Genomic DNA, 15,166 nt, shown 5'->3' with positions numbered 1-15,166 from the left:
TCGAAGTACCGGGCGACGAGAACCCGTGCTACTCTGACCGAACCGCGTCGGCGATGACCGTAAGATCACCCTTGCGGAACGCACGGTCCGCACGGTCGACGTCGTCGGCGTCGAAATCGTCGATTGCGTCGAATATCGTGGCCCGCATCTCCGGCTTCGGCGGTAGCCGCCCCGATTCGATATCGTGTCCGACAGCCTCACAAATCGCCGCGAGGGCCTCTTTCGTGAATGCCGTCGACTCGACACGTTCGTATCGACCAACTTCCCGCCGAATCTCGTTTCGAAGTTCGTCTACGGTTGGAGACATACGATCATCGAAGGCCGACGCCGACGTGTAGGTTCTGGTTCGGAGTCGGTTAGCCACTCAACCAACCGAACTGAGTACGGCAGGTCACTAGCGAGGCGCTATCCGGTTCGCTCGAAGTGAATGAGTGGCTTGATGATACCGTCCGCTTTCTCGTCCATCATCTCGAAGGCTGTTTCGATGTCCTCAAACTCGAACTCGTGTGTCGTCATCTTCGTCGGGTCGACGAGGTCGTTCTCCAGCATCCGGAGGAGCCGTCGCATCCGAAGTCGTCCGCCGGGACAGAGGTCGGTGACGATTTCGATTTCGGACATGCCGACACCCCACTCTTCCCGCGGGATGTGACGGAACTCTCCCTCACCGTGATACCCGACGTTGGAGACGGTACCACCCGGTTTCACGACCTCGATGCAGTCCTGGAACGTCTCGTCCGACCCCAGTGCTTCGATAGCCGCGTCGACGCCGCTGTCGTCGGTCAGGGCCAGTATCTCCTCGACAGGGTCCGTCTCCTGAAAGTCAACGACGTGGTCGGCACCGTACTCCCGCGCAAGTTCCTGTCGCTGGTCGACAGTCTCGACAGCGATTATTTCGCCAGCACCCTGCAGTGCGGCACCCTTCGTCGCCATCAGTCCGACCGGCCCCTGTGCGAAGACAGCGACAGTCCCACCCATCGGGATGTCGGCGTTCTCTGCGGCCGCAAAACCGGTACTCAGCATGTCGGCCGTGTAGACCGCTTCGTGGTCCGTCAAGTCGTCCGGGATACGTGCGAGATTCCCGTCCGCGTCGTTGACGTGAACGACCTCCGCAAACGTGCCGTCTTTCACGTTCGCGAACTTCCAGCCTCCGAGCGGCCCGTTAGATTGCGACGGGTGACCGTCCTGTGCCGCTATGGAATTCCAGTCGGGCGTGATTGCACCCACGGCAACTCTGTCGCCGGGTTCGAAGTCACTCACGGACTCACCGACTTCGTCGACGACGCCGACCACTTCGTGGCCCAGCGTCAAATTGTCACGGTCACCGATGGCCCCGTGTACCGTGTGACAGTCGGAGGTACAAATGAGGCCGACGGTCGGTGAGAGTATCGCGTCAGTGGGGCCCGGTTTCGGCCGGTCTTTCTCGACGAGCGCTGTCGACCCGATGCCTTGCATGACAAATGCCTTCATAGTGTATCGTTGTGTTGTTCAACCGTCACGATAATATAATCTCGTGTTCGCGAGCGGTGTGGAACGGGTACCATCTATGTCGAGTTGGACCGCACAGACGTCGAGAGTTCGTTCCGCTCTTTCGAGTGTGAGTTCCGTCGATACCGAGCGGCTGTCTCCGTTTACCCTCGAGGCACTCGTCTGTGTCTGTGATGTCAACTGACTACAGTGGGCACTCGCTATCGGCGTTAGAATTATATACATCTTACAATCGGCTCGGTGCAGTTAGACGAAGCTAACATACGTACTATTGTGACATCTGCCGAGAGCAGAGAATCAACCGAGGCAGTCCCCACAACGGCGCCTGTCAGTCGATACGTACTCTAGCCGATTCGAGTAGGGTCGCTGTAACCCCCGGTGCCAGAGTAAGGACGGAGTGACACAACTGGACGGCGAGCATCCGTATCAGGTTCCGTGTGTAGCGATACAGTTCGGAGACAAGGTGGGCGGCGTCTGAAGACGTCGATGTCGCAACACTCACTCTCCGTCCGCATCTTTCACCGCGAGTACCGGCACCTCGCTCAACCGGACGGTTCGTTCGGCCACGCTCCCGAGGATATACCGGTCGAGTCCGGTCCGCCCATGAGTACCCATTACGATGCAGTCGACGCCGTTGCTGTGCGCGTAGTCGGTAATCGCTCGATGTGGCTGTCCGTTCATCAGCGAGGCTTCGATAGTCGAAACGCCTGCGCTCTCGGCGGCACCGATGACGTCTTCGAGCGCCTGCTCACCGGCGTCTTCCAGCGATTGCAGGATCTGTCCGGCGATGCGGCCGTTGGTGGCCATCCCGGCGTCGACCACGTGGAGGACGTGGAGCGCCGCCCCCGTCGACATGGCGAGTTCGATAGCGGACTCGGTGGCGGCACGCGAACTGTCGCTACCATCCGTCGGGATCAACACGGCGTCGAACTCCGACGCGACTTCTGTCTCCTCGTGGACGGTCAGTACTGGTATCGGGGATTCCCGGAGCGTCTGCTCCGCGACGCTTCCAAGGACGAACCGGTCGAGTCCGGTCCGACCGTACGTCCCCATCACGATGCAATCGACGTCGTGGTTGCCAGCGTAAGCGATGATGTTCTCGTGTATCTGTCCGGGAGTGTCGATGAGCGACGACCTCGTCTCGACGCCTGCTACCATCGCCTCGTCGACGGCGTCGGCTATCGCCGCTTCACCCGCGTGAGCGCTGTCGGCCGCACCCTCGTCGAGTACGTCTGGCGGGAGTTCGTACGGTTCGAGGACGTGGACGACGTGGAGTGTCGCGCCGAATCGATCCGCGAACGCGATGGCGGCATCGGCCGCGGCAGTGGCGACGTCGCTCCCGTCAGTCGGTACGAGGAGTCTGTCAAACATACCACTAGAACTGTTGCTCGTCTACGGCGTAAAGTGTGTGACTCGTTCTCGTCCGACGAGAACTTTGTCAGGGATCTTCTCGTCGCGGCACCGATACACGGCATCTCGACCACGAAGAGCGACCACCGTCGCCGGCAATAACTTCAAACAGATACGGAACAAAAATACCCTATGCGCGCTCGGAGAGAGTGTTCTCGTCGGATGTTGGTCTACGTTTCGACCCTCGTGCTCGTTGTCGCTGGGCTCGTTCCCTCGCCGTTCGAACGGCGGTCGGAGTGGGAGCGGGTCGGACCGGACAAGTTCTTACATCTCGTCGGCCACGGTGTGTACGCTATGCTAGTCGCCGACGTAGTGGCTTCCGACGTCTCGTCGGACCGCAGTGCGGCAGTGCTCGGAGTCGGCGTCTCGACGCTCCTCAGTCTCGTGACCGGACGGCTTCAAAACGCCGTTCCCGGGCGAGCGTTCGAACTCGCAGACGTCGTCGCAGGTCTGGTCGGTTCAGTTTTGTGTACCTACTGGTGGTGTGCCATCAGACGGGACGCCGACGTCGACAACTGCCCGGATCGTCGCAAGCGGCCGTGGCCATAGCTATCGGTGCTGTATTTCGAGGCGAAAGTGCTGTGGGAGAGGGCGTCACGTCCAGAGCGATTATTCCGAATACCCCTCTTGCAGAAACGTCCCCTCTGTCTCGTACATCGAGACGAGTTCCTCGATGAGCTCCTCCGTGGATTCGTCTTCCTCGAGGTGGCTTTCGAGTCGGTCCATGAGTTCGTCACTGATTTCGAGTGTCTGTGTCATCGTCGTCTCTATAGTTGCCGCACGTATCGGTACTCACGGCATCCACATATATCCCGATGCATGTTCGGTCAGTACGAGCTTCGAGCCCGAATCGATATTCCCATCTCCTGCAACTAGTTGTTCTATTTTCGCCATTTTTAGTTCCGTATCTAGTATAGTGGTTGTATATATTTTGATTCAGCTCTGAATACGGGCCCAGGAGTCTATTTCTACGCAATCTGCGCCCATATTTGGTACATATTTATAAGTTGTATATACATATCTTCACAAATGAAGACGGGAGTATCTCGTTTGCTCGTTATGAAACAGTCGAGAGATACCTGATTTTCGAGCGGCTGAGATGGTCAACAGAGACGGTATGTCGAAATCGGGTCACCGATCACAGCGCGTCCGACAGGACTGTATGGTGTCGACCAACTCCGCGACGACGGCGAGGACGGGACAAAGCGTTTCGTACTCGTCGTAGAGATACTGCCCTAGACTCGTGTCGTCAACGCCAGAGAGAGTTATCCCGGATCGATTGTGGATGCGTCGTTGTCGGTTACGGAAGATTCGAGGCGAAAGCCTCGCCCTTTAGGGCGGGGATGAAGCCGACAACTGAAGTCGAGAGGTGTAGATAGAGTGACCGACGAGGGCGAATTGTGATGAGCAGAGAGAATCCGAGCCATCACACACACCTCTATCGATGTGTGATTACGGACGAACTGGATGGCCCTCGACCAGGAGTCACTGTGCGAGGAAGATGTGAACGACCGAAGATAGAGAAAATACAGGAATAGGACTCGATGACACAGACACCCCTCTATCGATGTGTTCGAGCAATAGGTGTCGTCGGGGGAGCGCTGGTGACAGCCATAGTTCGTGAGTATGAGACCGCGTAATTTGCCGAAAGAGTCCACGAACAGTATTAATTCGGGAGTATCCGACGGTCGAGGCGAAGTATTCTACCGAAGAGGCTAGAGGAAGAGACTCCGTAGCGTTACGAACACATCGAACACTTCGATAGAGGGGTGTGTGTGTCTAGGTACTAGCTAGACTAGAAGAAAGAAGAGAGAAACGAAACGAGAACCGCTACTAGAGTGGATGTGAGGTAAGAGAACCCGAGAATCAGCCAGAGAGTAGTCGACGCTCTCGGACAGTCCTCGATCTATCGCCTCGACTGCCGAAATTACCCCCCTCCCACTCTTCTCCCGAAACACATCGATAGAGGGGTGTGTGTCTATACCCCGGCTGCCCCGTCGACAGCTCTCCAAACACTTCGTCAGACCTTCTTTCGCCTCACGGACACGTTCCCGATACCCGGACGAATCATCGGGATAGACAACCTCGACGGGATGAACACACATCGATAGAGGTGCCAAGATTTTTACTACGTCCGTGTCTGGTCAACGTATGGACACCGACGACTCCGAACACCCCGCTGACCGGTCGGGGTCATCGGACGACGACGAATCGTCGACGGAGGACCGGTCTTCTGGAGACCTCTCTACTGTGAACGAGGGAACCCAGTCGACGCTCGACACCGAGTCGGACGCCTCGGAAGCGGACACGACGCTCGACAGTGAGTCCGGCTCCCAATCTATCGAAGAGATGCTCCTCGAGTTCGACGAACAGGAGGGGTTGATTCGAGAACGGACCTTGCTCGACCCGAACTACGTCGTCGAGGAGGACCGTATCGTCGGACGTGACGACCAGTTACAGGAAGTCACCAAGATGCTCCGGGTCGCGCTCGGCGACAACCGCCCGCCGAATCTCTTTCTCTATGGACCGTCCGGGACGGGCAAATCCCTCATCACGAAGGCTGTCTGTAAGAACATCAGTCAAATCTGTGAACCGCGAGATATCCGATTCGGGACGATAGAGGTCAACTGCCAGGATCTGGACACGCTCGGCGTCGCCGTCTACGAACTCGTCTCCCGTGCCGCAGACGAGGCCGGCGTCGAGGTACAGGTCCCCAAGCACGGCGTCGCGACCAAAGAGAAGTGGGACGAACTGTTCCGCATCGTCGACGAGAACTTCGACTCACTCGTGTTCGTCCTCGACGAACTCGACATGCTCGTGGGACGGCGGGACAAGCAGGACCCCGCGTTCTCTCGGCTCCTCTATCAACTCTCGCGCGCGGGCGCAGACGGCGAACTGGAGACGTTCATCTCCGTCGTCGCGATATCCAACGACACGAAGATGATGGAGTCGGTCGGTAGCCGGGCGCTCAGTTCTTTCACGCCCGAGGACGTCCACTTCGGCGACTACGACGCGAACCAGTTACAGGCGATTCTCCGTCGTCGACAGGACGCCTTCTACGACGACGTCCTCGACGACGACGTCATCCCGCTGGCGGCCGCCTTCGCGGCACAGACCCACGGTGACGCGCGGAAGGCTATCGACCTGATGCGTGTCGCCGGCGAACTGGCCGAGCGGGAGGGCGACCCACGGGTCAACGAAGCACACGTCCGCGAAGCACAGGACAAAGTCGAGAAGAACCGGGTCCTCGAAGTCGTCCGGGGAATCAGCACCCAGAAGAAACTCTGTCTCTACGCGACGGCTGCTGTCGCCGCGGAGTCAAACAGCGGTGCAGCACGCAGTACGACCGGCTACAAGGTGTACCAGTTCCTGACGGACTCGATAGACGCCGACCAGTACCACCAGGAGACGTACGTCAACAAGATGAAAGAGTTGACGACGTACTCGCTCGTCGACTTCGAACGTCGGAGTCACGGTCCGAGTTCCGGGATGTTCCTCGAGTTCCAGTTCGGTGAGTCACCGGCGACGATTCTGGAGACGCTTCGCGAGGACTCCCGTATCGAGATGGTGTCGCAGGACGAGGTCGCATCCGTCGTACAGGCACAGATACGCAACGAGGGATGACTTCTCTCACGACTGCAGTCGTGGTCTATCTCGTCGGTTCTCTGTAACGCTGTGGCCCGACAGACACGCCTCTATCGAAGTGTTCCTGCCGAATTGTCTCACACTTCACCGTCGATGCCTCGCGACACGTCCCGTATCGTGGACACACCTCTATCGAAGTGTATCGAGCGGCCTGAACCGCTTTAACGGCCAAAATACGGTTGTCTGCTGTTCTACATTTCCAGATGAAACAGTGTTACGAATCGCCGTCTACGAAAGGGTCCAGTCCGGGCCGTCGGTTATACACACCCCTCTATCGAAGTGTATCCACCGTACCTGAATATGGGGTGGGGGAGACACCTGTATCGAAGTGTTCGAACTGTCCTCGACCGCACGATAGCACGGAGACAGTCGAATGCCAGTCGGTGGTCCGAACCCGAACGGCGTGACACTCGCTCGGAGCCAGCTAACCAACATACGGAGGGAACTGCCGTGAGTGTTGGTTAGCAACTCTCGTCGACACCACTGTGTTCCCGCATCGCGATACAGCTTCGCCCACTCGAAACCGCTGTGTCGAAGGACCCTACTGGGAACTGTTTCCGCTCGGTAGCTTCGGAATCAACCACGAGAGGAACGCGTCAGGACTCCGGGTCTGTGTCCAGACCGTCCCCTCACCGGTGAACTCACAGACCAGCCCTTCTCCGCTGAATAGTGTCGATTTGAGGCCGCCGACCTTCCGGACGGTGAAGTCCAGCGACTCCTCGAAAGCGACGATGTGGCCGGTGTCGACCACGACGGGGTCACCGTTCGAAACGGTCAGTTCGTCGATAGCACCGTAGCTCGAGATGAACGCTGGTCCAGTACCGGTGAGTTTCAGCAGGAACAGCCCTTCCCCGCCGAAGAACGTCTTGCCGCCACCGAACTTCGTGTCGACGTCGATAGCGGGGTCCGAGGCGAGAAACGACGTCGACTGGACGAACAGCGTCTCGTCCTCGAGTTCGTGGTGTTGGACGTCGCCAGACAGGGCCGGTGCGAGTCGAAGCGTACTGGGCTCAGAGGCTGTGAACGTGTTCATAAAGAACGACTCGCCGCCCAACACGGACCGGGAGAGTGATTTCAGGAGACCACCTTCGGCCTTCGTCTCGACGTCGATGCCGCTGGTGTGACTGACCATCGCACCGCCTTCCGACCGGACTGACTCACCGGGCTCCAACGAGAGGCTGATCTGTGCGTACGACGGCCGATGGGTTATCTCGTACTCCATGGGTCCCTGTTTCGCGCATCTGATATATATCCGTGATGCAGAAGATCGAGCGTATTTGGCGCACTCGGCTGTTGAACTGTGACGCAGTCGAGCGTTCGACGATGGTGCAGGCGAGTATATATCTGGTAAGCAACTGCTCAATATCGTACCTTCGTAATCACTCACTCGACGTTAAAACGTCTGTAAGGGTCCCGTTTCGGCATATGACAGTGCGGCGAGTCACAACTTCGAGATATGTTATAAACTATATAATGCCGAGAAACGGCTCTCTGTCGGAATTTCAGTCGGTCCATTCTAAGAAGGCTAACATTCGAGGGTTCCCTCGATGCCAGATAGGCAATTCAGACAACGAACACTCGCGGTCACGTTATCGGTACTGACGATACTATCGATCGTTGCCGGTGGGACAGCTGGCGCGTTCGTGACCGCACCAGGCGCAACAGGCTCCGGACAGGAACTCTTGCAGACGACAGACAGCGACGTCGTTTACCGCGTGAACGCGGGCGGACCGAGCGTAACCGCGAGTTCCGGACCGGATTGGACCGCCGACGAGAGCGGGAGCACGTATAGCTCAGGCGGGAGTCCGTATACGGCGAGTTCACTCTCGAGTGGCGACATCACGAACCCCACGAGCGCGCCGTCTGAGGTGTTCCTCACGGAACGCTACGGCGACCACTCGTGGTCGTTCGACGTGACCTCGGGGCAGTCCTACGAGGTCCGATTGTACTTCGCCGAGATATACCACGGTGTCAGCACGAGCAGTGCCGACACGGGCGACCGCGTCTTCGACGTCAGCATCGAGGGCTCGCAGGTCCTCAACGACTACGACATCGTCGCGGAGACGGGCGGTGCGACGACCGCGACGGTCGAGACGTTCGAAGTCACGCCCAGCGACGGGACGGTCGACATCTCCTTCACCACGGAGGTCGACAATGCGAAGATTTCGGCCATCGAAATCGTCGAGGCCCAGCCCGAACCCGGCGTGATAGAGGCCTCGCCTTCGTCTGTCGACTTCGGTGACGTCGTCGTCGGCGATACGGCCACTGAGTCTGTCACCCTGACTAACAAGGGCGACACCGGCGACCAGACCATCTCGGTTGATAGCGTCGACATCACCGGCGCGAACGCGAGTGCGTTCAGTCAGGATTTCTCCGGGAGCACGACCCTCGCACCCGGGGAGTCGACGACGGTCGACGTGACCTTCGCTCCGACCACGACCGGAGCCAAGAGCGCCTCGCTGGAGGCCACGCACAACGCCTCTAACACGACGTCACCGCTGACAGTCGGTCTCAGTGGGAACGGCCAGAGCACGGCGACGGTCGGGTTCGGTGCGAAAGACACTGTCACCTCGCAGGTGAGCAGTCCGACCTCGATAGAGTTCGGCCCCGACGGGCGACTCTACGTATCCCAGCGGTTCGGCGCGATAAAGATATTCAACGTCACCCGAACCGGTGAGGACAGCTACGACGCCACGCTCGAAGAGGAGTTGACGACGGTCAAGAACCTCCCCAATCACGACGACCAAGGAAACTACCAGTCGGGCGTCGGCAGCCGTGAAGTCACTGGCCTGACCGTCACGGGGACGGCCGACCAGCCGGTCATATACGTCACGTCCAGCGACCCACGCGTCGGCGGTGGCGGCAGTGGGGACGAGACCGGACTCGACACCAACTCCGGCGTCGTGTCGCGGCTCACCCAGCAGAGCGACGGTAGCTGGGAACACGACATGATATTGCGCGGACTACCGCGCTCGGAGGAGAACCACGCCACCAACGGCGTCCAGTACTACACCCAGAACGGGAACGAGTACCTCCTCCTGGCACAGGGTGGCCACACCAATCAGGGTGCCCCGTCGAACAACTTCGCGTACACCCCCGAGTACGCGCTCTCGGCGGCCATCCTGCAGGTCAACCTCACTCAGATCAACAACCAGTACTCGGAGAAGGCCGCGGCCAACACCGACGCCGAGTACCTCTACGACCTGCCGACGCTGAACGGGACGTCGACCCCGTTCGGTGGGCAAGACGGCGCGAACATGGCCATCCTCGTCGAAGGTGACGGGGTCAGCGTCTTCTCGCCGGGGTATCGGAACCCCTACGACGTCGAACGAACCGTCGACGGACAGGTCTACACGGTCGACAACGGGCCCAACGGTGGCTGGGGCGGAGTCCCAGTCGGCGAGGGGAGCGACCCGGTCTGTACCAACGAACCCAACGAGAACGGGGACGAGAGCAACGGCGACAACCTCCACTACGTCACCGAGGGATTCTACGGCGGGCACCCGAACCCGACGCGAGCGAACCCCGACGGTGCTGGACTCTGGGAGGAGACCACCAACGACCCACAGCAGATAGGGAGCACCGCGGGCGCCGTCTACGACGGCTACGACGGCTCCGCCGAGTGTGACTACCAGCCCTCTGCCGAGGGCGACGGTGCGCTCTGGGAGAACGGTGCCTCGACCAACGGGATGGACGAGTACACCGCGTCGAACTTCGACGGCAAGATGCAGGGCGACCTGCTGACGGCCGCCTTCGACGGGAACGTCTACCGGATTCAGCTGAACTCGGACGGCACGGATATCTCGACCCAGCCGAACGCGCAGTTCTCGCCGGGCAACACCCCGCTCGACGTGGACGCCGTGGGTGACGACGGCCCCTTCCCGGGGACCGTCTTCGTCGCGGAGTTCGGCGGCGAAATCAGCGCGTACGAACCGAACGACTACAACACCTCTGACGACGGTGACGGCACGACCTGTACGGGCGACGACGACCCGACGATAGACGAAGACGGTGACGGGTACGATAACGCGGACGAACTGGACGCCGGGAGCGACCCGTGTTCGGCCAGTTCGACGCCGCCGGACTACGACGACGACGGGACGTCCAACGTCAACGACCCCGACGACGACAACGACGGCATCGACGACGTGAACGACGAGTTCGCCGTCGACCCCGACAACGGTCTCACCACGACGCTCCCCGTCGAGCGCACCTTCGTCCGCGCGTCGGTCAACGACAGCCTCGAAGGCGTCGGGTTCACGGGCCTGATGATTCCCGAAGACGGCAGTACGGACTATCAGGACCTCTACATCCCCGAAGACACCATCTTCGGCGGCGCGAACCCGGCCCTGACCGTCGAGGCGGTCAAGACCGGCGACGCGACCAACAACGACCAGCAGCACGCCTACCAGTTCGGCGTCAACCCGCCCGAAGAGGAGTTCGTCGTCGACACGACGGTGACCGGGTTCACCGACGACCCAGACGCCTACGAGGCGGCGGGCATCTTCATCGGGACCGGCGACCAGGACAACTACCGCAAGCTGACGGTCAACGGCTTCGGTGGCGGCTCGAGCGGTGAGTACGGCGTCCAGTTGTTCGGTGAGACTGCCGGTACTAACAACGGCGTCGCGAACCCGAACGTCTCCGACGAGTTCACTGGACCGGGGACGACCACCCGACTGGAACTCGTGGTCGACCCGACGACGGACCCGATACCGGGGGACTCGGTCGACCAAGTCAACGTTACCGCCTACTACACCATCGACGACGGTCCGCGGACGATGGTCGGGAGCACCGCCATGCCCGCGGAGTGGCTCAACACGTCCGACGGGAACGGCCTCGCAGTGGGCGTCATCTCGACGTCCTACCAGGGCGACGAACAGTTCTCGGTCACGTGGAACGACCTGAACGTGACGACGACGGCCGAGGACACCAACTCGGCTCCGATCGCCGACGCCGGCGACGACCAGACGGTCGAGGAGAACACGACGGTCACTCTCGACGCGACCGGCTCCTCGGACCCGGACGGCGACCAGCTCGGCTACTCGTGGACGCAGCTGGCCGGTCCCGCCGTCCAGTTCGACGTGCAGGACACGGCTACCCCGTCGTTCACCGCACCGGAAGTCGACAGCGAGACGACGCTGACCTTCGAGGTGAACGTCTCTGACGGGCAGGCCAGCGACTCGGACCTGGTCAACGTCACCGTCGAGGACGCACCGACCGAGGAGGTCGTCCTCGCGGTCAACGCCGGCGGCTCGAACTACACCACCGCCGACGGCGTCCAGTACGTCAACAGCTCGAAGACCGACGTCGTCACCAGCGGAAACACCTTCGAGGTCACCAACGAGATCACGAACACCACCGACGACCCGCTGTACCAGACCGAACTGTACGGCGGCGGCTCCAACGCGCCGCCCGAGCCGAACATCTCGGCGCCCGTCGCGGACGGGACCTACGAGGTCACCCTGCAGTTCGCCGAACTGTTCCAGAGTTCGGAGGACGCCCGCCTCTTCGACGTCTACGTCGAGGGCGAGCAGGTCCTGAACGACTACGACATCTACGCCGAGGCCGGCCAGTTCAACGCGACGGACAAGACCTACACCGTCGTCGTCACCGACGGCGAACTGAACGTCGACTTCGTCGCCGAGGTCGACAACGCGAAGATTGGCGCAGTGAAGGTCGTGCGGGTCGGCGACGTGCCGCCCTCCGCGACCAGTGCCGACGTGACCGTGACCGAGAACGGTGGCGTCGACGCGAGCACCTACTCCAGCGGGTCGTTCAGCGTGACGAACACCGGCGAGGAGAACCTCTCCTCGGTCCAAATCGACCTGAGCGAGAGCGCCATCCCCGACGCGGTGTTCGACCCCAACGGCACCGCCGGTGACGCGACCGCGAAGGGCGTCGTCATCGACAGCGAGTCCGGTGACGGCGTCGGCGTGGTCACGACCGACAGCGGCGCGGTGTTCAGCCAGCCGCACAACGGCGTCGACGACGAGGAAGGCTACGACGTGCTGACGCTGGAGTTCACCGACTTCGAGCCCGGCGAGACGGTGACGTTCTCGACAGACGTCGACCCGACGACCATCAAGGGCGCCTCCACGACCGGTGGCGCTGGGGCCGTCTCCGGCCTCGAACTGTCGGGTTCCGCAGTCACGGTCTCCTCGAGTAGTGCCACGGTGTCGAACGACCTCTACACCGACGGCTCCGCCGGCGGGTCGCAGGCCAACGTCAACAGCGGGGCCTCTGCCGCACCCACGCTCGGTGTCGAGGGTGTCACGCTCGGCGCGACCGACTTCCCGGCCCACGAGGCCGCGACGGTCAGCGACCAGCAGCAGAACCTCACCCTGAGCGGGCCCGCGGGCGCGACCGTGAACCTGCTCACTATCGAGGCGAGCGAACCGCCGACGGACGGCTACGACATCGACGCCTACGAGGCCGACAACGCCGAAGTCGTCAGCAACCAGACGGTCACGCTCGACTCGAACGGGCAGGCGACGGTGCCGGTCACGCTCGACACGACGAACCTGAACTACTACCAGGCCGCTGTGCAGGACGGCCCAACCTCGAACGGGGCCGTCTCCCAGACGGTGGCACTGGAGTACGAGGAGGCCGCAGTCTCCGGCAACACCAGCGCCAGCGTGGCGCTGACGCCGAACAGCGGCATCGAGTCGAGTACCTACAACGCCGGATCCTACCAGGTCACCAACACCGGTGACACGAACATCACGACGCTCCGTGTGGACCTGAACGACACGGTCCTGCCGGACATGGTGTTCGACCCGTTCAACACCGCCGGCGACGACGTCGGCAAGGAGTTCACGCTCGACAGCGGCGACGTCACCGTCGAGAACGTCGAGTACACGAACTTCCACAACGGCCAGAACAACAGCGCGGGCTACGACAGTCTGGTCGTCACGCTCTCGGGCTTCGAACCGAGCGAGACGATGGCGTTCTCCATCGACAACGACCCGACCAGCATCAGTAGCACCACCCTCGGCTCGCAGGCTGCGGGTCCGGTCTCCGGACTCGAACTGGCCGGCGGAACTGTCTCGGTCGGTGCAGACTCGACCGGGATGTACGAGGCGACCCTCGTTGGCGACGGCAGCCCCGGTGGGTCGGAAGCCACGGTGTTGAACGACACCGACGAGACCAAACCGACCATCGGCGCCGACAACGTCTCGCTGTCTCCGATTGCGATGTCCGACCGGCACTCCGCCGCGACGGTCACCGACGCGAACCAGACGGTGACCATCGCGGACGCGCCCGCGAACGCGGACGTGACGCTCCTCCGCATCGAGGGCGAACTGAACCTCTCGAACGTCCCCGACCCCTACGAGATCGAGGACTACGAGGCCAACAAGGCCGTCGACGTCCAGTACTACTCGGCGACGACCGACTCGAACGGTGCGGCCACGGTGGACGTCACGCTGACGAACTCCACCGAAGAGGGCGGTCTGAACTACTTCGTCGCACACGTCGAGGAACCGAACGGCGACACCGGTCCGACGTCTGACTACGTGGTGCTCCAACTCTCCGAGGAGCAGGCGAACACCGCTCCGACGATAGACAGCATCACGGACAAAGGCGTCTCCGAGGGCGAGTCGCTGACCATCGACGTGCCAGCCTCGGACGCCGACGGCGACACGCTCGACCTCTCGGTCACCGGGGCACCGTTCGCGACTGCCGACGACGCGAACGGGACGGTCACTATCGCGCCCGGAGCCGATACGGTCGGCACCTACGACCTGACGGTGACCGCCGACGACGGCAACGCGACGGCTAGCGAGTCGTTCGCGGTGTACGTCGACGAACCCGACCAGGACGGCACGGTCGTGTTCGCGGTCAACGCCGGCGGCGGGTCCTACACCGCCACGGACGGCACGACCTATCAGGCGGACACGAACTTCACCAGCGGGTCGACGTACTCGGTGTCGAGCGCCATCGGTGACACCGACGACGACACGCTGTACCAGACCGAACGGTACGGAGACCCGTTCAGTTACACCGTCGGCGTCGAGAACGGTACCTACGAGGTCACCCTGCAGTTCGCCGAAATCTATCAAGGCGTCTCGCCGAACGACTCGCCCGACTCCACGGGGCCGACCGACGGCACCAACGAGAACGACCGGTTGTTCAACGCCACCGTCGAGGGCGACCAGAAACTGACGGCCTACGACATCTACTCGGAGGTCGGGCCGCTGAACGCCACCTCGAAGACGTACACCGTCGAGGTGACCGACGGCGAACTCACCGTCGAGTTCGACGCTATCTACGACAACGCGAAGCTCAGCGCCATGACCGTCGAGGCCGTCGACGAAGGTCCCGGTCCGATCGGTGACTTCGAGAACGCACCGACCGACCCGGACGGCGACGGCAAGTACGAGGACGTCAACGGCGACGGCGACGTCAACGTCGGTGACGCGCAGGCGCTGTTCGCGAACACCGACGACCCAGAGGTGCAGGAGAACCCTGACGCGTTCGACTTCAACGACGACGGGTCGGTGAACGTCGGGGACGCGCAGGCGCTGTTCGCCAACGGACTGGAGGCCTGATCAGCCTCTGCTCCACCTTCGACCCGGCACCACTCCAGAGGCTGACTGTCTCCGCCGGGTCGGCGACCAACGCG

Annotated in this window: 9 protein-coding genes; 3 read left to right on the top strand and 6 right to left on the bottom strand. The window is 61.5% G+C overall.

All coding sequences use genetic code 11. From position 1 onward, the window contains the following. Positions 1–28: 28 nt before the first annotated feature. The 3 genes from EGH21_RS15100 to EGH21_RS15090 form a co-directional block, all read right to left on the bottom strand. Positions 29–307, bottom strand: a complete 279-nt coding sequence (locus tag EGH21_RS15100) for a hypothetical protein (RefSeq protein WP_220619312.1) — start codon at positions 305–307, stop codon at positions 29–31. A 98-nt stretch (positions 308–405) separates the two neighbouring features. Beyond that, positions 406–1,467, bottom strand: a complete 1,062-nt coding sequence (locus EGH21_RS15095) for a zinc-binding dehydrogenase (RefSeq protein ID WP_220619311.1) — start codon at positions 1,465–1,467, stop codon at positions 406–408. 516 nt (positions 1,468–1,983) lie between these two features. Then, positions 1,984–2,856 (bottom strand): universal stress protein, encoded by an 873-nt coding sequence (locus EGH21_RS15090; RefSeq protein WP_220619310.1) that lies wholly within the window; start codon positions 2,854–2,856, stop codon positions 1,984–1,986. A gap of 201 nt (positions 2,857–3,057) precedes the next feature. Between EGH21_RS15090 and EGH21_RS15085 the strand changes: the two genes are divergently transcribed. Next, positions 3,058–3,444, top strand: coding sequence for a VanZ family protein (locus tag EGH21_RS15085; protein ID WP_220619309.1), 387 nt, complete (start codon positions 3,058–3,060; stop codon positions 3,442–3,444). 60 nt (positions 3,445–3,504) lie between these two features. On the opposite strand, the gene EGH21_RS15080 is transcribed toward EGH21_RS15085, so the two are convergent. Together EGH21_RS15080 and EGH21_RS24710 are read right to left on the bottom strand one after the other, a co-directional pair. Further along, the gene (locus EGH21_RS15080) at positions 3,505–3,654 is read right to left on the bottom strand and encodes a DUF7557 family protein (RefSeq protein WP_220619308.1); all 150 of its coding nucleotides are present in this window, start codon (positions 3,652–3,654) and stop codon (positions 3,505–3,507) included. A 372-nt stretch (positions 3,655–4,026) separates the two neighbouring features. Beyond that, positions 4,027–4,206: a DUF7260 family protein gene (locus EGH21_RS24710; protein ID WP_425433307.1), complete on the bottom strand. Its 180-nt coding sequence runs from the start codon at positions 4,204–4,206 to the stop codon at positions 4,027–4,029. A gap of 1,038 nt (positions 4,207–5,244) precedes the next feature. On the opposite strand from EGH21_RS24710, the gene EGH21_RS15075 reads away from it, so the two are divergent. Beyond that, positions 5,245–6,519: an orc1/cdc6 family replication initiation protein gene (locus tag EGH21_RS15075; protein ID WP_236035586.1), complete on the top strand. Its 1,275-nt coding sequence runs from the start codon at positions 5,245–5,247 to the stop codon at positions 6,517–6,519. 562 nt (positions 6,520–7,081) lie between these two features. On the opposite strand, the gene EGH21_RS15070 is transcribed toward EGH21_RS15075, so the two are convergent. Beyond that, positions 7,082–7,762: a TIGR00266 family protein gene (locus EGH21_RS15070; protein WP_220619306.1), complete on the bottom strand. Its 681-nt coding sequence runs from the start codon at positions 7,760–7,762 to the stop codon at positions 7,082–7,084. Between the two features lie 325 nt (positions 7,763–8,087). Between EGH21_RS15070 and EGH21_RS15065 the strand changes: the two genes are divergently transcribed. Beyond that, entirely contained in the window at positions 8,088–15,092 is a 7,005-nt protein-coding gene (locus EGH21_RS15065; RefSeq protein ID WP_220619305.1) for a malectin domain-containing carbohydrate-binding protein, read from the top strand. Positions 15,093–15,166 lie beyond the last annotated feature (74 nt).

Source organism: Haloarcula rubra (assembly GCF_019599465.1).
Lineage (GTDB): Archaea > Halobacteriota > Halobacteria > Halobacteriales > Haloarculaceae > Haloarcula > Haloarcula rubra.
This window is presented reverse-complemented; position numbering and strand designations above follow the sequence as displayed.

Excerpts from the sequence above, each read along its gene's own strand:
- EGH21_RS15100 (WP_220619312.1), bottom strand. The coding sequence starts at position 307 with ATGTCTCCAACCGTAGACGAACTTCGAAACGAGATTCGGCGGGAAGTT.
- EGH21_RS15085 (WP_220619309.1), top strand. The coding sequence starts at position 3,058 with ATGTTGGTCTACGTTTCGACCCTCGTGCTCGTTGTCGCTGGGCTCGTT.
- EGH21_RS15080 (WP_220619308.1), bottom strand. The coding sequence starts at position 3,654 with ATGACACAGACACTCGAAATCAGTGACGAACTCATGGACCGACTCGAA.
- EGH21_RS15075 (WP_236035586.1), top strand. The coding sequence starts at position 5,245 with ATGCTCCTCGAGTTCGACGAACAGGAGGGGTTGATTCGAGAACGGACC.
- EGH21_RS15090 (WP_220619310.1), bottom strand. The coding sequence starts at position 2,856 with ATGTTTGACAGACTCCTCGTACCGACTGACGGGAGCGACGTCGCCACT.
- EGH21_RS15065 (WP_220619305.1), top strand. The coding sequence starts at position 8,088 with ATGCCAGATAGGCAATTCAGACAACGAACACTCGCGGTCACGTTATCG.
- EGH21_RS15070 (WP_220619306.1), bottom strand. The coding sequence starts at position 7,762 with ATGGAGTACGAGATAACCCATCGGCCGTCGTACGCACAGATCAGCCTC.
- EGH21_RS15095 (WP_220619311.1), bottom strand. The coding sequence starts at position 1,467 with ATGAAGGCATTTGTCATGCAAGGCATCGGGTCGACAGCGCTCGTCGAG.